This is a genomic window from Shewanella xiamenensis (assembly GCF_014647135.1).
Classification (GTDB): Bacteria; Pseudomonadota; Gammaproteobacteria; order Enterobacterales; family Shewanellaceae; genus Shewanella; species Shewanella xiamenensis.
In genome coordinates this window covers 48081-65898 of sequence record NZ_BMOP01000001.1, presented here as the reverse complement: position 1 = coordinate 65898, position 17818 = coordinate 48081, and the positions used below count along the sequence as shown (strand labels likewise).

General features: G+C 48.5%; 13 protein-coding genes. 5 read left to right on the top strand and 8 right to left on the bottom strand.

What is annotated here, in order from left to right; translation table 11 throughout:
* Positions 1-42: 42 nt before the first annotated feature.
* Together IEY09_RS00260 and IEY09_RS00255 are read right to left on the bottom strand one after the other, a co-directional pair.
* Positions 43-654: a response regulator transcription factor gene (locus tag IEY09_RS00260; RefSeq protein ID WP_188869366.1), complete on the bottom strand. Its 612-nt coding sequence runs from the start codon at positions 652-654 to the stop codon at positions 43-45.
* A complete protein-coding gene (locus tag IEY09_RS00255; protein ID WP_188869364.1) occupies positions 651-2588 on the bottom strand; it encodes a sensor histidine kinase in 1938 nt (645 codons plus the stop codon). The genes IEY09_RS00260 and IEY09_RS00255 overlap by 4 nt, the downstream gene beginning before the upstream one ends.
* Positions 2589-2793: 205 nt before the next feature.
* On the opposite strand from IEY09_RS00255, the gene dsrO reads away from it, so the two are divergent.
* From dsrO to IEY09_RS20345, 4 genes are all read left to right on the top strand, one after another.
* Entirely contained in the window at positions 2794-3549 is a 756-nt protein-coding gene (gene dsrO, locus IEY09_RS00250) for a sulfate reduction electron transfer complex DsrMKJOP subunit DsrO (protein WP_188869362.1), read from the top strand.
* Complete coding sequence (gene nrfD, locus IEY09_RS00245) at positions 3539-4639, top strand: NrfD/PsrC family molybdoenzyme membrane anchor subunit (protein ID WP_188869360.1); 1101 nt, start codon at positions 3539-3541, stop codon at positions 4637-4639. Before dsrO ends, nrfD begins: the two co-directional genes overlap by 11 nt.
* A 62-nt stretch (positions 4640-4701) precedes the next feature.
* Positions 4702-7809: a tetrathionate reductase subunit A gene (locus IEY09_RS00240; RefSeq protein ID WP_188869359.1), complete on the top strand. Its 3108-nt coding sequence runs from the start codon at positions 4702-4704 to the stop codon at positions 7807-7809.
* A 236-nt stretch (positions 7810-8045) separates the two neighbouring features.
* Positions 8046-9356 (top strand): methyl-accepting chemotaxis protein, encoded by a 1311-nt coding sequence (locus IEY09_RS20345; RefSeq protein ID WP_037421917.1) that lies wholly within the window; start codon positions 8046-8048, stop codon positions 9354-9356.
* Between the two features lie 109 nt (positions 9357-9465).
* On the opposite strand, the gene IEY09_RS00230 is transcribed toward IEY09_RS20345, so the two are convergent.
* The 5 genes from IEY09_RS00230 to IEY09_RS00210 form a co-directional block, all read right to left on the bottom strand.
* Positions 9466-10167 (bottom strand): DUF3581 domain-containing protein, encoded by a 702-nt coding sequence (locus IEY09_RS00230; protein WP_047536367.1) that lies wholly within the window; start codon positions 10165-10167, stop codon positions 9466-9468.
* Positions 10168-10321: 154 nt separating this feature from the next.
* A complete protein-coding gene (locus tag IEY09_RS00225) occupies positions 10322-10552 on the bottom strand; it encodes a hypothetical protein (protein WP_037421910.1) in 231 nt (76 codons plus the stop codon).
* Between the two features lie 92 nt (positions 10553-10644).
* On the bottom strand, positions 10645-11055 hold the full coding sequence (locus IEY09_RS00220) for a DUF2391 family protein (RefSeq protein ID WP_037431171.1): 411 nt from the start codon (positions 11053-11055) through the stop codon (positions 10645-10647).
* A 67-nt stretch (positions 11056-11122) separates the two neighbouring features.
* On the bottom strand, positions 11123-12901 hold the full coding sequence (locus IEY09_RS00215) for a tetratricopeptide repeat protein (RefSeq protein WP_188869357.1): 1779 nt from the start codon (positions 12899-12901) through the stop codon (positions 11123-11125).
* A 109-nt stretch (positions 12902-13010) separates the two neighbouring features.
* The gene (locus IEY09_RS00210; protein ID WP_188869355.1) at positions 13011-14339 is read right to left on the bottom strand and encodes a leucine-rich repeat-containing protein kinase family protein; all 1329 of its coding nucleotides are present in this window, start codon (positions 14337-14339) and stop codon (positions 13011-13013) included.
* Between the two features lie 348 nt (positions 14340-14687).
* On the opposite strand from IEY09_RS00210, the gene IEY09_RS00205 reads away from it, so the two are divergent.
* Entirely contained in the window at positions 14688-16112 is a 1425-nt protein-coding gene (locus IEY09_RS00205; protein WP_188869353.1) for a LysM peptidoglycan-binding domain-containing protein, read from the top strand.
* An 84-nt stretch (positions 16113-16196) separates the two neighbouring features.
* On the opposite strand, the gene IEY09_RS00200 is transcribed toward IEY09_RS00205, so the two are convergent.
* Positions 16197-17570 carry a DUF4397 domain-containing protein gene (locus IEY09_RS00200; RefSeq protein ID WP_188869351.1) on the bottom strand — a complete coding sequence of 458 codons (1374 nt, stop codon included), beginning with the start codon at positions 17568-17570 and terminating at the stop codon, positions 16197-16199.
* Between the last annotated feature and the right edge of the window lie 248 nt (positions 17571-17818).

Below are 17818 nucleotides of genomic sequence, written 5' to 3'. Positions count from 1 at the left end.
AACGGCCAAGGATACGCCAATTCGCCCCAACAAAGGGGAGTTTTATGCGGGGGGAAGGCGATCGGCAATCCGGCCGTAGATTAACATCATCTCGGCGAGCGAGCCGACCTGCATGCCCTTCATTAAGTTCGCACGGTGAATTTCGACCGTGCGCATGGCGATGCACAGCGTATCGGCGATCTCCTGATTCTTATAGCCTTTGGCGATAAGGGTAAGGATTTCCTGCTCCCGCGGAGTGAGCGACTGATAAGTCTGAAGATATTGATTATTTTGATAATGCTCCTTAGCATTCGCCAAGGCTTTTACCACAGCATCCGCGAGCTTAGCGCCATCGGCGGGTTTTTGGAAAAAGTCCACCGCCCCGAGTTTTAGCGCCTCCACCGCCATGGGCACATCGCCATGGCCAGTCAAATAAATTACCGCCAGCGGACTATTGTGCTGCACTAATTGCGCATGTAACTGCGGACCACTAAGGCCCGGCATACGCACATCAACTAAGGCGCAGCCCGGCTGGCTTAAATCGATGGCGGCAAAAAATGCCTCGGCGCTATCAAAATCACGGATATTCAAGCCATAGCTTTCGAGCATAAACCGCAGCGAGCGGCGCACCGACTCATCATCATCGATTAAATACACGGGCAATTCGTGGCTCATGCTGGTGCTCCATCAAACTTACGGGGTAAGGATACCTGCGCTTGGCAGCCGCCACTTAAAGCGGTTTCTAGGCTAAAGCGGCCACCATGACTCTCGGCGATATCACGGCAAATCACCAGCCCTAGCCCTAAGCCCTCGGACTTAGTCGAATAAAAGGCTTGCATCAGCAGATTGGCATCCTCAGTTAAACCTGTGCCATTGTCTGTGACCGTGAGCAGTAGCTTGTGTTCTTGGTAACGCAGGTCGATATCAATCGTGGGCTGATAGGGTTTCGACGCATCGGCCTCGCTCTGTTGGCGTTGCACACAGGCATCGGCGGCATTTTTCAAAAGGTTGAGCAATAGTTGCTGCATGCCCACTTCATCTAAAGGCAATTGATAGGCTTCGCCGCTCACATTGGTTGAAAGCTGGATATGGTGCTGCTCCAGCTCATAGGCGAGCAGCGGCGCAGTATCATTCACTAACTGATGTAAATACAGAGGCTGCTTAGACACAGGCCGCTTTTTCAATAAATTACGTAAACGGCTGATAATACTGTCGGCGCGGCTGACTTCTTGCTGGATTAAAGTCAGCACGGATTGTAATTCTTCAGGGCTGGTCCCACGCTGTAAACGTACCTCGGCGCCATGGCAATAATGGCCAATCGCCGCCAAAGGTTGGTTGAGTTCGTGGGAGAGGCTAGCCCCAAGCTCCCCCGCAATCGCAATGCGCTGAGCGTGCTCCAGCAGGGCACGGTTTTCACTGAGCTGCCTCTGGGTATTGATTAACTCTCGGCCGCGGCGACTAAAGCGGTATTCAAGCCAGAAATGGTAGACATTGAGCAATACCAATATGGTCAACGCAAACCAAGCCCAATGTTGATGCAGTTTTACCCATTGCCATGCCCGCTGCCACCAAGGGGCTTGCAGTGGATGCATATCCAGATCTTTAAGCAGTTGATCTATCGCCAATTGACTCACGGCCGTGGTCCAACCCGCAGATTCGGCGGCTTTAGCGGCGGGACTGTCTTCGGGTAATGCTAGTAGGGCTTGAGTCACCTGTTTTGCGAGGGATTGGGTCGCACGGTTGGTTTTAGCCATAGACCAGTTGGGATATAACCGACTCGAGACTTGGCAATGAAACCCCGCAGGCGCCTGATTATCGAGCACCCGATAATCTTGCAGCTTGATCAAACCTTCGGCCTGCATTTGCTCAAGCTGACATACGGGCACAATTGCCGCATCTAAACTTGGGGCGTTATCGCTTGGCTTATCTGTCGCACCGAGCTGATAAATAAGGTTATCGAGTGGAAAACCTAAGGGGATAATTTCTCCTACAAAATGGGGTAAATCTACCCCCTTAAGCTGCGCCTCATAAACTAAAGTGAGATAACCGCCGAAGGCATTTTTAGAGACAATCCCGAGTCGCTTGTCCTTAAGATCTTTTAAGGTCTGATAGGGCGAATCGGCTCTGACCACCAGCGCTGACCCCACCTGCATCGCAGCGCCATTATTGATTGGGCTTCGAAGGGTAGCGAGCCAAGACAGGGAAAATTGCCGCGCCAACATCACCGACTGCCCAGGGTTAGTGATAACAAAGTCAAGAGCTTCGGTTTCAACGCCTTTGGCTAATTCTTCAAGGCTTAATGGGTGCAATCTAAAGTAACTGTTAGGTATTTGCGACTCTAGCCAGCCCATCAAAGGTTGCCAACGATTGACTGTGCTCTTATAGCCCCGTATTGCCAATACGCCGACATCGACCACTTGATAGTTAGCGCCAGCTTCATCCATCAACTCTCCCGCAGGAGCAACAGTTAATGCGCCTACAGTTTTATCTTGAGTGGCCAAAACTTCTGCCATGGCAGAGATACTCAGTAGGCTAAACAATACGATGACGAGTTTCACCGCCATTCGCCAGCCATTGGTTGATACGACAAAACCCAACACTGTATCCATTCTCCTAAGCTTTAAGATTCAATCCTAAACAATAACCCCTAAACTCTTAAAGGTCATTCTAACTGATATTTATTGCGCTAGATCAAGTCCCTATCCGATATGTGGAAAACCACTATAGAGATGCCGCCTCCCCTTTTACAGAATGCGCTTAACGCTAAACCCGCGGTCTTCGACCCGTTTTATCTGTAAGAGTGAAGGAAATCCTATGGACAAGAGTAAACGTCAGTTTCTCGGAAAAATGGCCAGCGTGAGTGTCGGCGCTGCGCTCATTCCCGTCGTGCAAGTGCAGGCACAACAGACTGAACCTGCACCTACAGGCAAACGCTACGGTATGGTCATCGATTTGCGCCGCTGCGTCGGCTGCCAAGCCTGCACCGTGGCGTGCACCTTCGAAAACCTGCCACCCTTGGGGCAATTTCGTACCACGGTACAGCAATACGAAGTGTCACAACAGGATGCTAGCACGCCACCCGCATTTTTAATGCTGCCAAGACTGTGTAATCACTGTGAGAACCCGCCTTGCATTCCTATTTGTCCCACGGGAGCCACTTTCCAACGCCCAGATGGCATTGTGGTCGTCAACAACGAATGGTGCGTCGGTTGCGGATACTGTGTGCAGGATTGCCCCTACGATGCCCGCTTTATCAACCATGAGACCAACAGTGCCGATAAATGCACCTTCTGCGCCCATAGGCTCGAAGCTGGACTACTGCCCGCCTGTGTCGAAACCTGCGTTGGTGAAGCGAGGGTGATTGGCGATCTGAACGATCCTAATAGTCAAATCAGTCAGTTACTCACAGCCAATAAGACAGACATCAAGGTACTCAAGCCCGATGCCAATACGGCCCCCAGAGTATTTTATATCGGCATGAACAGCGCCTTTGAAGATCGTATCAACGGCCAAGCCCCCGTTCGCACCCTACTGACTGACACTGGCGAGGAGATCCACCATGGTCATTAAAGAAATCTTTACACCCGATATTGCCATCACTTGGCTGCCTTGGGCGGTGCAATACTTTTTTCTGATGGGTTTGGCCTATACCAGTGTATGGGTGGCGACCATCCATTTATTTAGCGCGAAACAAACCGATGCCAGACTGCTCAAACTCTGCGCCTGTTTGATGCTTACCACCGGCATAGTCGCGCCGATTGCGCTACTTGCTGACCTGCACCAACCGCTGCGGGCATGGCATTTCTATGCCCAAATCAGACCGCATTCGTGGATGTGGTACGGCGCTTTTTTACTGCCGATATTTTCGGGCACGAGTCTAGTGTTTGCTTGGTTGTTACTGCGGCCCTACTTGCCTCAGGCACACTCTTCTCTGGCAAATTCTGCTCAAGAAGCGGATTGGTTAAGCCGTATCGGTCAATGGCTCAGGTTCGGTAATTGGAGCAGTGATAAATGGCTGAAACCCATTGCGCTAATCGCCACATTAAGTGCGTGTTCCATTGCGCTTTATACCGGAATGGAAACCATGGCGATCAAAGCACGGCCGCTCTGGCACACCTATTGGTTGCCGCCATTGATGGCGACCAGTGCCCTGCTCGCCGCCTGCGGCACTCTCGCCCTGCTCAATCGTGTTTTGCATGGTTATCAAGCCAGCACCCAAGACAGATTACTGCAATGGGTCAGGGCAAGCTTTGGTCTCTTCGCCCTGTGTCTTATCGGCTGGGCCTTATTCGATAAAGGCTCGGCGCACGAAGCCGCGTTGCTATTAGACAGCAGCCCAAGCTGGCAACTCGCCGCCATCTGGGTATTGGTTACCCTCGCTTTGCTGGCATTGGTATTGGCAGTACGCCGCCTCCCCTCGGTATTGATGTTAGTCGTCAGTTTAACGGCGGTGCATCTGGCATGGGGATTTCGCTGGATTGTACTTATCCAAGCGCAAACCGACCCTAAATACGGCGCGGGCACTTATTTCTACCAACTGCCTTGGGGGCCAGAGGGGCTATTAGGTATTGCGGGCACCTTTGGTCTCTGGATCGCACTGATGGTGTTAGTGTCTGAATTTATTCGCTATCAACCCAACTCAGCCCGTGAGGCCTTGTGAGCCTCAGCACTTTAATTAAGAGCATTGGCATTAAGAAAAGTTACCGCATTAAGGAGTCCATAATGGATAAGAGTAAACGTCGTTTTATCAAAGGCGCTGCAGTGACGGGTGGCGTGGGATTATTTGCCGCAGGTTACAGCCATACCTTAGCGCAAATGGGCAAAGGGGTGGTGAATGGCAGTTCGGGCAAGACCACCCAAGATCCCATCCATGGCAATTCGCTAGCCCCTGAATATAAAATAGATTTAACCTCAGGCCAGCTGATTGGCAACGATGAGCAACGCATCGCCAATACCATGTGTCTCGGCTGCTGGACCAAGTGTGGCGTGCGTGCCCGTATCGATAATAAGACGGATAAGATCCTCCGCATCAGCGGTAATCCCTATCATCCGCTCTCGGCGCGGGAACATATCGACTTCGATACCCCGATCAAAACCGCCTTAGTCGGCTTAAGCGCCTATCAAGAGCAAGGCTTACAAGGGCGTTCCACCGCCTGCGCCCGTGGCAATGCCATGTTAGAACAATTAGATAGCCCCTACCGTGTCACCCAATGCCTTAAACGGGTCGGGCCGCGCGGCAGTGGGCAATGGCAAAGCATTAGTTTCGAGCAACTGCTGACCGAGGTTGTCGATGGCGGTGACTTATTTGGTGAGGGGCATGTGGAGGGCTTAAGAGCGATTCGCGATATCAGCACGCCACTCGATACCCATAATCCTGAATATGGCCCCAAGGCCAACCAGCTCTTAGTGTCAAACGCCTCGGATGAAGGCCGAGATGTGATCATTAAACGCTTTACCTTCAATAGCTTCGGCACGCGAAATTTTGCCAACCACGGCGCCTATTGCGGCTTTACCTATCGCGCAGGTGCGGGTGCCCTGCTCGACGATTTAAAGAAATACGCCCACCTTAAGCCTGACTGGGACAATAGCGAGTTTTTGCTGTTTATCGGTACTTCACCGCAGCAGTCGGGCAACCCTTTTAAACGCCAAGCACGGCAGTTGGCCAACGCTCGGGTCGACGGGCGAGAATTCAGTTATGTGGTGGTGTCGCCCATGTTGCCCAACACCTCGAACCAGCCCTGCGCGGGCAACAATACTTGGCTGCCGATCCGCCCCGCAACCGACTCTGCCCTCGCCATGGGCATGCTGCGCTGGATTATCGATAACCAGCGCTACGCCAGTGCCTTTTTGACCGCGCCCAATGCAGAGGCGGCGAAAGCTGCGGGTTATCGCGGCTTTAGTAATGCCAGCTTCTTAATCATCAGCACACCAAATCACCCCAGATACGGCCAATATTTGTATGCCAGTGATCTCGGCCTGCCCTTCGAAGGTAAAGCCTACGGCGAGCAAGACTCACCACTGGTTGTCGATGCCGCTACTGGGCAGATCCTACCCGCCGGACAATGCGCCAAGGCGCAACTTGAGGTGGAGCAAAGCGTGAATACGCCAAAGGGTGAACTGAGCGTGAAATCCAGTTTTCAGCTACTCAGTGAAGCCGCGCGCAGTGTCGAGATGGCCGACTACGCCAAGGAGTGCGATATCAGCGAGGCGCAAATTGCCGCACTCGCCCACAAGTTTACTAGCCATGGCACTAAGGCAGCGGTGATCTCCCACGGCGGCACTATGAGTGCAAACGGTTTTTACAGTGCATGGGCGATCATGATGCTTAACGCCATGATTGGTAACCTAAATCTTAAGGGCGGTGCGATAGCTAAGGGCGGCACCTTCCCCGCCTTTGGTGCTGGCCCAAGGTACAATTTGCAGGACTTTGACGGCATGGTCGAACCTAAGGGCGTATTCCTTTCCCGCTCTAAGTTTCCCTACGAGAAAACCTCTGAGTACCGCCGTAAAATCGAGGCAGGAGAGTCGCCCTATCCGTCGAAGGAGCCTTGGTTCCCCATCTCATCACCCCTGCTGGGTGAGCATTTAACCGCGGCGGTGCATGGTTATCCCTATCGACTCAAGGCGTGGATCAACCATATGGGTAACCCGATTTATGGTCAGGCGGGACTCGGCGAAGCCATTGGTGAACAATTAAAAGATCCCAAAGTATTACCGCTATTTATCAGCATCGACAGCTTTATCAATGAGACCTCTGCGCTGTCGGACTACATAGTGCCCGACACCTTAACCTATGAATCTTGGGGCTGGAGCGCTGCGTGGCATGGCACGCTCACCAAAGAAGCCACCGGCCGCTGGCCGATTGTCGAGCCGAGGGTCGCCAAAACCGCCGACGGCGATGTGATTTGTATGGAGTCTTTCCTGAGCCAGGTGGCGATAAAACTTAATCTGCCCGGCTTTGGCGACAATGCGGTCAAGGCCGCCGATGGCAGTCTACACCCGCTGACTCGCGCGGCTGACTTTTCGCTTTACGGCGCGGCAAACGTGGCCTACCTTGGTAAACCCGTTGCCGATATCAATGCCGAAGATATGTACTTCAGTGGGATTGGGCGCATTCAAGCGGAACTCAATGCCAGACTCAAACCCGAAGAGGTCAAAAAAGTCAGTTACTTATTTGCCCGTGGCGGCCGCTTTGAGAATATCAGCGCGGGTCGCGACGAGGCGGGCAACCCCAGCAAGGTGTGGCCAAAACCCTTAATGCTGTGGAACCCAGAGGTAGGCAGTCGGCGCAACAGCTTAAGCGGTGAATATATGAGCGGCTGTCCACGGCGTTATCACCCTGCGCTCGCCAACGGCACGCCCTTGGAGCAAGCATTCGATAAGTCACAGTGGCCGCTGCTCATCAGCAGTTATAAGTCGCATACTATGAGTTCGATGAGTATAGGTTCGGACCGTTTACGCCAAGTGCACCCCAATAATCCGGTGCGCATCAATGAGCAAACCGCCAAGCGCTTTGGCATTAAAACCGGAGATACGGTCAAGATCAGCACGCCTAATGGCAGTGTGGTGGCTTTGGTGGAATGTGTGGCGGGCGTACATCCCGACTGCATTGCCATCGAGCACGGTTATGGCCATAAGGAGTTAGGCGCGCGGGATATCGTCATCGATGATAAAAAGATTGCCGCCAATCCGCTGATCCGCGTCGGGGTCAATATGAACGACTTAAATCTGTTCGACCCAAGCCGCCATGGGCGCTATCCGCTGGTGGACTGGGCCAGCGGCGCCTCGGCGCGGCAAGGACTCCCAGCCAAAATAGAAAAAATCGCTTAACCCCTAAGCCAAGGTAACAAGGAGGTTACCTTGGCTATCAATTTATCCTGCCCCGTTTTTATAAAAAATGATCTAACCCAACTCTTTGGGAGTATTCTACTTGTTAATAAATGACTCAGAAATCAAGCAACGACTAAAATCCTAGCTATATTTAACACTATCCATGTGGTTCAGATTTTTGGGCATTATGTCGCATAGCCGTTTTTGAGTTTGCCAAACTCATTAGGAGTACTTCAGTGTTTAATTCTTCATTACGTAAAAGCCTTGAAATCAGTGAAACTAAACGCAAGGAAGCTGAAGCCACTATTGACTCAATAAAGGATTGTATTGCCACTATCGAATTCTCGCCAGAAGGCGTTGTCATTGATGCTAACCATATATTTTTGAATGAAATAGGTTATAGCCTGCATGAGATCGTCGGCAAACACCATAGATTATTCTGCTCCTCAGAATTAGCCAATTCACCTAGCTACCAGCAGTTTTGGACAAGCCTAAAATCAGGCCAACCTAAAGAAGGCAATTTTCAACGGTTCCGTAAAGATGGCGAAGAGGTCTGGTTAAGGGCTACTTATTTTCCGATCAAGATGGACGGTAAAGTCATCAAAATTATGAAAATTGCCTCTGACATCACCCAAGATAAACACAAACTCGATGATCAAATGGCCATTTTTACTGCGCTTAATCGTGCCCAAGCCATTATTGAATTTAAACCCGATGGCACCATTTTGCAGGCTAATGAAAAATTCTTAAAAACCATGGGTTATCAAGCTGCGCAAATCGTAGGAAAACACCATCGAATATTATGTTTCGATGCCTTTTATCAACAGAATCCGCGCTTTTGGGATGAACTCAAACACGGTAGATATCAACAAGGACTCTTCGAGCGTAAAAATGCCTATGGGAATTCTGTATGGCTAGAGGCCGTGTATAACCCTGTGGTGGATGAAAATGGCAAAGTGGTTAAGGTCATAAAATTTGCGAGTGATATCACTAAAAGAATTGAGCAAAGTCATGCTGTACGACAAGCGGCGGATATTGCACTTGAGACATCCCAACTCACAGTAGAGCAAGCTATTGAAGGTGTTAAATTACTGGATGCGACAGTTAATACTTCAAATGCTATCGCGGAACAAACGGTAAAAACCACTAAATCTATTACCCAACTCAATGAGCAATCCCAAAGTATTCAAGCGATTGTCGCTACCATAAGCTCCATTGCTGACCAGACGAACCTACTAGCACTTAATGCAGCAATAGAAGCGGCCCGTGCTGGCGAACAGGGACGAGGCTTTGCTGTGGTGGCCGATGAGGTACGTCAGCTTGCCGCAAGAACCAGTAAATCCACCAATGAAATTGCCGCAGTGGTTGAGAAAAATAGCCAGCTCACCGCCAGTGCCACCAGCATGATGAACGAGGTGGAGCGAATCGCTGAACAAGGTAAACAGCAGTTAGTAGAAGTGACAACTGTGATGAGCCACATTCGTACTGGCGCGGAAAATGTCGCCAATACCGTATCCCAACTGTCGATTGATGAGCAACATCGTTAGCATTAAAACGCCTTGGTTTGGGATACAGTCAATCCTTATCCCAAACCACTGTTTATCCCCAATTATCTCGCCCTAGTGACCTGACCGATAAAGCGGGCCTTAGATCAAATTAAAACTCGGTTTTTCGCCCTTCGTAGGCGGCACACATCTGCTGCATTTGCGCCTCTTCGTAGGGGCGAAGGCCACTCATCACTAAGGTTTTAATTCCGGTACCGACTAAGATATCGCCGCTGTGCAGTTCAAAGTGCAGCGTCACATCGCCACGCTTGCCATCAATCTTAAGCTCTTGTTGTACAAGCGATAGGTTTACTTCAACAAAGTCGAGTGTCGTCAAGTCGAATGACATGCTTTCGTAGATCACTAAGGGACGCTCAGGATTGATCATCACTTGATGTTGTTTCATTAAGGGCATCAGAATGTCGATAAAATTGTGTCCCGAGAAGGCCACATAATTACGAATAAAAGATTCGGTTTGTGCATCACAACGGCTAGCATCACCTTGGCGAGTGACATGTAAATAGGTTTTATCGCGGTTATCGCAAATCGAAAAGCTATCGTTCACTTGTTCAGGAAATTGCAGCTCAACCCCATCACCGACCATGCCAGCAAAGGTAAACTTCATGCTTTGGCTTAGCCCATACTGGGTTAAGACTAAGGCAAATAACAAATCGCCAGGCACACAAAAACGTTTTGCGCCCACATCGTGGATAGGGTTAAAGTCTTGAGCGATTTTTTTAGCGAAGTCACTGGCTTGTTGTGCAGAAACAGAAATTGATTGATTTTGCTTTGAAAAATAAGGCGATAGAAACATATTCACTCGTTCTTTAATGGCTCAACATTGGGCTAACAACATAATTGTCACGAGTCTACCTCAGTTTTGGCATTTCACTCACCCGATGACTTGAGCAACTAGATACAAGCTAGAGTCATGGCACTCGGCTGCACCATGACCATATTTGTTAGGACTAGACTCGCTTAAATTCACGCTTTAATTGAAAACTCTCATCGGTCACTAGCTGCTCTAATACTTCAACCCGTTCGCGAAGTTTATCAAGTTCAATATGTAACAACTGGTTATCTGCCTGAAGCTTATTATTGGCAGAACTACCGCGCTCGCGGATTTTCATAATCGCGACCGCATATCCTCCCACAATGGCAAAAATCGGGATAAGTAATGCAAGGGTTGCTGGGTTCATAATGCGTCCTTTTACAATCGATCTATTGGGTTCCAGTATGAGCAACATAACCTAAATGCACCAGTGACAAAAGTCATGACATCAGCCCAAACTTATTCCTTATCAAAGCTATCTACTACAATCGCTCCCATAGAAGCGGGCATGCTAATCACGATAATCCGTTTAAAGGAAGTCATGGTGTCGTCAATTAAGGGCAATTTATCGAGACACAAGAGCACTAAACTGACGACACAAGCACTTATCAAATAGGCAATAATAATCCGGAAAATAAATACCGGCAGGCGGTGACGAATGTTCTGTTGGAACACACTCTGGTAAGTAAACGCTCCGAGAAACAGCAACGACAAACCAAATAACATCAGCAAATTCAGTAGTGGTAAGGTTTCTCCGAGTTGCCATGCCTCTTCAGAAAAACCAATGGGCACCGCGAGCGCAAAGGCACCTACACACACTTGAATCGCATCTTCGGTATTAAAACGATAGGTATCAAATTGAAAAGCCATAGCTTAATCTCCCTGCCTTGCCTATGACTTGAATAAGCCTGTTATCGAGTTATCCCTGTTAACTTAGCTACAGGCGCTCTTCAAGGGATTTGAGTCTTTCTTTCGCTTGAGCGGCATAATCATTTGAAAAACGTTCAGCCAATACGAGACTTTGCTGGTACAGGATTTGTGCACGCTTGGGATCGGCATCGCCGCCCTCTCCAGCATCGAGTAAACTGGCCAATTGAAAATAAGCCTTACCAAGCACATCTTGTTGAATACCTTGCTTTTCACCTTGAGAGGCAACCTTATCAAGCCAATAACGAGCTCTTTGTGGGTTGCGCTGCGCTGGTTTCAATAAGATATCGGCATATTCTGCGGCAGCATACAAATCCCGCTCAGCGGCAATCTCCCAAAATTCTTGGCTTTGTTCAAAATCCTCTAGCCAATAATAGTAATCACTGGCAGCGCTAAGGGCCAAAGCAGGGTCAGCCTGCGCACTCAAGCGATAATTGGCTAATGCCCCCGTTGCATCATGGTAGGGCGACCAAGGCAATACTTGGTAGAGAGCCATCATACTCATAGCCTCTGGCACACCTTGACTAACCAACTGTTTTAACTGCTCCCAAGCCTTAATTTCTGCGTTTTTTGCCTCGGCGGTATTTGACTTGCCTTGCAGTATGGTCTCAAAGGGCTTACGAATAAGTGCCATTTTGGCATCCATATCCCCAAGCCTAGCAGCACGTTGTAACCAATATTGGCTCTGCTCAACCTCGCCCGCATAGGCGGCCTGTGATCGCATCCACTGAATAGCAATTAAGTCATCACCCTCGGCCGCCTCTCGGTAGAATTTACGCGCTTTTTCTTTATCCTGCGCCAGTGCATGACCTGCCCAATAGATGTGCGCTAGCAATCGCTTATCTTCGGCCTTGGTGCTTGCGCTTAAGGTATTGAGCATAGATTCAGGCTTACCATAGGCATAGAGATGCACATCTCCACGCGGATAACGATATTCGGTACCATCGGGGTAATGCACCGAAATATCGTCAGCTTGGCGCCACACATTCACTTGATAATCAGGCAAAACCTCTGGATTAAACTGCACCCGCAGCACAGCCTCTTTATCGAAACGCACCATTTGCGTTGCACTGCTCGACCATAAACTGCTGGTCGACTGCAAATTACTCTTAAGCTTTACCTCAAAGGGGCTATCTGTTTTGGGGCTATAGATAACCACTGGGTAATACACAGGATTAAGGGTAAGCGGTAACGCGGCAACCAGATGAGTATCTTCTTCACTGCCAGCAAGTATGGGTTCGATAGTCAGCTCTTGGCTTAAATAAAATCCATCATGGGGCGAGGCTTTGGCCGGTGGCTCGCTCGATGTTAATAATGGTGACGTATGTAAATAGTTGTCTTTTAATGACTTAACCCTTTGCCATATGGGATGACTTGGCATCAAGTTAAGGTCAAGGACTAAGTCCTCCAACTGCCAATCGCAATCTCCGCCCCCTTGTAAGGCTAACGTAAGGATGAATGGTTTAGCGACAGCGCCACTTTCAAGCGATTGACGCAATACCGAGCTTTTATTCAGTGTGGCGCGATAGGGATTAGCAATATCACCATTCGGGAAACGGATTTCTTTACGGGTACAAACAGAGGAAGTGTAATAGCCCACAAGTTCTAGTTGGGTATGAGCAGGTAAACTCCCCATAAACTCAAAACGCTGTGCATTCTTGGGTGGTGTAGTTTGGTCAACAGGCAACTCTCGCTGCCACAGGCTATCCCAAAATCCCGCCCAAACGGGCGCCGAGAGAAACGAGCTTAAGCATAAGCTTAGCCAAACCAGTTTTGAAATCGAACTCATAATGCCAGCTCTCCATTGCTGATGAGATTTAGTCGCTCTTGATTAAATGTCTCTGCGTTGGTTTTCACCCCATGATCCCTTGCATTTGCTGCATGCCACATACGTAAACTTAGCGCAGTGCAGCTAATGTCTTCACGATATCACTAAAGCGTGGGCGACAAGATAACGCCGGCTGCATACAGTGTGCTTTTAACTGCCGCAGTTGAACTCGCAGCGCGTCGTCTTCATCGTTATCGGCAAAGGGCAATAAGTCATCAAGTAAACACCCTAGGGCGCGCACCTCAATAGCCTGCATGGCATCACGTTCCGATGTAGGCAATTTTGCAAAGTTTGAGGCGGCACCAAAGTCACCGAACAACAGCGCCATTTGCTGATTAACCATCATATTATGGGCATAGACATCACCATGGCTCACTTGTTTCCCGTGCATATGCGCTAGGGTGTCAGCCAATTGCAAAGCGATTTCAGTTATGCCCTTCAGGCTAAATTCGGTCCCCGCTTTAAAAGTATCACGGGTACAAGTCGCTAGGGATGGCGGTAAACCTAAGTTACTAAATCCTTGAGGAATCAGTTCCATCACTAAACCAAGTTGATCCTGTTGGCTGATATGCGCTAAGACTTTGATAAGATTTGGATGTGCGCCCGTGGTTAAACAACAATCCAGCTCATCGGCAGGATAGCCATCACTGGTCACCTCTCCCTTAAATAGCTTAACCGCAATATGTTCGCACCCAGTAGCAGCCACCATAGCAGGATTTAACCAACGACCTTGGTAAATAATGCCAGAAGCCCCTTCACCTAGTTTTTCACCGAGTTCAATGTCCGCTAATGTCACATTTGGCATACTCGCCACATCGGCATGGGGATCAACCAAGGTATGACTAAAGGGATTACCCGCAAACGCCAGCCAAGTGAGTTTGGGTAGCTTAAGCACCCAGCTTGGAAGCGCTTGCAGTTGATTAGCCGACAAACGAACTAATTCTAAGTTATGGCATTGGGCCATAGATGCGGGCAGCGAAGTTAAGCAATTACCTGCCAAGGCTAATTTTTGCAGACGATGCAACTGCCCCATGCGCTCGGGCAAGGCGGTGATTTGGTTATCCGTTAAAATCAACCAGCGGGTTTGTGGGGGCAACGATGCCTCTGGCACAACACGAATTTGGTTAGCCTTAAAGCCAATCATCTCCAATTTGGGGCACTGACCTAACACTTCTGGCAGCACTTCAAAGCGGTTATTGGAGGCAAACAAAATCTTTAGATGGGTTAAACGATATAAATCATCGGGCAGTGAACTTAACTGGTTATTGGATAAATCGAGGATCTCCAGTGTATCGGCTAAATCAAAGATTTCATGCGGAAATTCAGTGAGGTTTTCAACCAACTGTAATCGAGTAACCCCTTGTAATTGTCCTGCTTTTAACTGCGTTAACGTCTGCACTCTCTAACCCACATCAATGAAAAATCGCTGCTATGTTAGCTTATTTAGTGGTAAATCTAAATGTGACCTAGGTGGTCAAATTATCAGCAAAGCTATCCAGAAACCGCAAAACAGATTAGCATGTGCAACATTATCTATACCCAAGCAACCTAAAGATATCAGTTTCAGAGCGCCTAGGGTGCTCTCATTCAAGGTGCATCAAGGACAAATGTCGACCACATTTTGAATTGCTGCAATACAGAAATGGCGTACACAAACACTCCGTTTCGGCAGTCTTAAACACAGAAGCCTGCATCGAGTTAGGTTGTTTGGGTATAACGCCAAGTTAGCAAAAATGACAGGATAATCATGCGGAAAACCTTTCGCCAACCGAGTGCATTAGCAGTGCTAATGATCGCCATGTTGACAGCCCAACTCAGTGGCTGTGCGACAACATCGGCGCAAACCTCGCCCATGGAATTTGCCACCACAGCTCCAGAAGCTGAAGGTGATAGCGGAGATACCACACAATCTCATCATGATAAAAAAGAGGTTGTCGACGAGCGCTATGCCGATGTATGGGAGAAAATTCAACACGCCCGTACTATTGATGTGCATGACGATGCAGAAGTACGCAAACAGCGTAACTTTTTCGATGACAAGCAAAAGTTTATGACTCAGGTGACCCAGCGTGCCGAGCCATTTTTATACTATATTGTGAGTCAACTCGAAGCCCGCAATATGCCACTAGAACTGGCACTATTACCAATTGTCGAAAGTGGTTATAACCCGCTGGCGCAAGCAAATGGCCCCGCCGGACTTTGGCAAATGATCCCCGCTACGGGCCGAAACTTTGGCCTAACGATCAACTCAGCCTACGATGGTCGCAAAGATGCATTGGCCTCAACCGATGCCGTACTCGACTATTTACAGCATTTACACGACACCTTAGGTAACGACTGGATTAACGCCGTTGCGGGCTACAACAGTGGCGAATTAGTGATTAAAGCCGCTATCGATAGAAACAAAGCTAAAGGCAAACCTACGGATTTCTGGTCGCTGAATATTCCTGCTCGCCAAGTACAAACCGTGCCTAAGTGGCTGGCGTTTATCCAAATTATCCGCGCCCCAAGCCATTACAATCTCAAAGTAATGCCGATTGCCAATCGCCCATTTCTAGAGCGTTTACCCGCCCCCAATGGCGTTGAAATAAGCCAAATCGCCAATGCAGCAGGGCTTACTAAAGCGGAGTTTAAAACCTATAACCCAGGTTATCGCCAAAGCGTGATCCCAAGTAAGGGCAAATACCAAATCGCCCTGCCGATTGAAAACATTGGTCAGTATCAAGAGAATCAGCATAAGCTGTACGCGCAAAAACGTTATGACAGCCAGAGCTATATTGTGAAATCCGGCGATAGCCTAGGCACAATTGCCGCGAAATTTGACATTTCAGTCAAAGAGTTAAAGCAGGTAAACAACCTCAGCTCCGATAGAATTAAAATCGGCCAAGAGTTAACCCTGTTAACGCCAATGAACAGCGAAGATAACGCCTCGACCGAAACGCCAAAACAGAGCAAAGCTCAAACAACGTCTCAATCGGCAAAGACTAAAGCCAGCAGTAAAACCGCAGATAAGCCAGCGGCGAAAGCCAGCACTTACAAGGTGAAGTCCGGTGACTCGTTAGATAAAATCGCGCGTAAAAACAAAGTGAAACTCGCGGATTTAATGAAGTGGAACCAGCTGAATGCCAAGAGCATTATTAAGCCTGGCCAAGAGCTAAAACTGTCGGAATAACGCCGCATAATACGAAAAAGCACTACCAAGGTAGTGCTTTTTTATTGCCCAATCTATTGACTGCTTATTGCCCAGTCTAAGCGATTAGAGCTTAACGAGGTTATAGCCAAAGCTGGTTGAAGCGTCCTTATTCAGCACCATAGTGACATTATCTTCGTTATTAAAATCCATCATCTCTGAAGCATAAACCACGGTTTTAGTGCCATTTTCTACCGCGATCACCTTGATGGAATACTCACCTTTGGGCACCACTAACGACTGCGGCGCCGTTGGATTAACCGCACTGATCTTATAGCTTGCAGTTTCAATAGTGTCGTTCGCCTTTAAGAAGTACAACGTCAGGTTACTCTTGTCGGCAAAACTCACGATATCAAACTTAAAGCTGTATGGGCTTGGTGTTTGAGTTTGTTTCATCTCCATCGCCTTAACTTGGCTACCTTGATCAGTAGTTTGCTCGTAGATAAAGATGGTTTTGATATCGTCCTGATTAAGGGTGATCAACACATTGTCGAGCAATTTGGCTTGGCTCGTATGGTCAAATACGCTCACGCCAAAATCATTAAACTCCGCGCCTTGATAAGCAGTAACGCCAAAGGGAGCCACATTGCTAAATAGAGCTTCTTGCTTGTTGCTCACGACTTTAACATCGACATTGTGCGTTGCTAAACCATTGAATACTCTAAAATCAACACTGCTTTCTAGGGCGACATGGTTTCGCACATTGGTGGTCGAATCGACGCTGTCTAAACTGATTTTGGCCGCTGATGCGCCAAAGCTTTCCCGTAAAATCAACTTATAGGGTACCTTGGTCTTAAAGTTAATGCTTGCCGTGGTGTAGCTCACATTAGTCGTTCCCGCAGGGGCGAGGTAAACCTTGTAATCCCCAGTATCCAAAATCTGCGGTGTTGAGACTTCACCGTAGGAAACACTGCCTAGCATCACAGCATCGGCAAAGCCTTTATCCGCCTTGGCAATATAGGCATCGTACGCTGGCGCATTGGTTGCGGTGTGAGCAATCAATAACTGCATTTTGCTCTTGTCCGCTTCGGCGTTTTGCTTATCTAACTCAGTGCGCGAGTAATTGATATTGAGCAGCGATGGTGAGGCAAAATCACCATGCAAGACAAAGAAATGGTCGGTCGTGGTTTTTAAATCGATATCCTCTTTGTAGAGCGAAATATCCTTATTCGACGCATCTTTCCCCATCACCTCGACGACACTGACACCAGTTGTTGAAGTGAACCTTGGCATCGCATCGGCGTAACTCACACTCTCATAGGTTTTATCTCCAATCTTCAGTGCAGTAGCCGTACTCCCTACAGAAGCATTGTAAAATTGTACATAGGTATCGGTCTTCGAGGTGTCTTCATCCTTGTTGTTATCAGAGCCACCACAAGCGGTCACGCCCAAACAGGCGAAAGTCAAAACCGCGAATCCTTTTAGTTTGTTATTAAGCATCGTATCCCTCATTAGCAGACAAAAAATTCAGTTCAATCTGCGCAGTTATACAATGACAACAATGGCAATTTCCACCGAAAAACAAACAAAAAACCCCTCAAAACCAAACATTTAACAAACATTTCAGCAACAAATTAAATTCTGATACAAATCACATTTTTTAGGCACTTAATTGATACAAATGCAGTTAAGGATACTTTTATTTACAGCTCAAAATACGGCCGTTGAAAATGTAGGGGCTTCTCCTC

Coding starts and splice junctions, on each gene's coding strand:
- IEY09_RS00220 (WP_037431171.1), bottom strand. CDS start 11,055: ATGGCTTTTCAATTTGATACCTATCGTTTTAATACCGAAGATGCGATT.
- nrfD (WP_188869360.1), top strand. CDS start 3,539: ATGGTCATTAAAGAAATCTTTACACCCGATATTGCCATCACTTGGCTG.
- IEY09_RS00260 (WP_188869366.1), bottom strand. CDS start 654: ATGAGCCACGAATTGCCCGTGTATTTAATCGATGATGATGAGTCGGTG.
- dsrO (WP_188869362.1), top strand. CDS start 2,794: ATGGACAAGAGTAAACGTCAGTTTCTCGGAAAAATGGCCAGCGTGAGT.
- IEY09_RS00230 (WP_047536367.1), bottom strand. CDS start 10,167: ATGTTTCTATCGCCTTATTTTTCAAAGCAAAATCAATCAATTTCTGTT.
- IEY09_RS00215 (WP_188869357.1), bottom strand. CDS start 12,901: ATGAGTTCGATTTCAAAACTGGTTTGGCTAAGCTTATGCTTAAGCTCG.
- IEY09_RS00205 (WP_188869353.1), top strand. CDS start 14,688: ATGCGGAAAACCTTTCGCCAACCGAGTGCATTAGCAGTGCTAATGATC.
- IEY09_RS00200 (WP_188869351.1), bottom strand. CDS start 17,570: ATGCTTAATAACAAACTAAAAGGATTCGCGGTTTTGACTTTCGCCTGT.
- IEY09_RS00255 (WP_188869364.1), bottom strand. CDS start 2,588: ATGGATACAGTGTTGGGTTTTGTCGTATCAACCAATGGCTGGCGAATG.
- IEY09_RS00225 (WP_037421910.1), bottom strand. CDS start 10,552: ATGAACCCAGCAACCCTTGCATTACTTATCCCGATTTTTGCCATTGTG.
- IEY09_RS00240 (WP_188869359.1), top strand. CDS start 4,702: ATGGATAAGAGTAAACGTCGTTTTATCAAAGGCGCTGCAGTGACGGGT.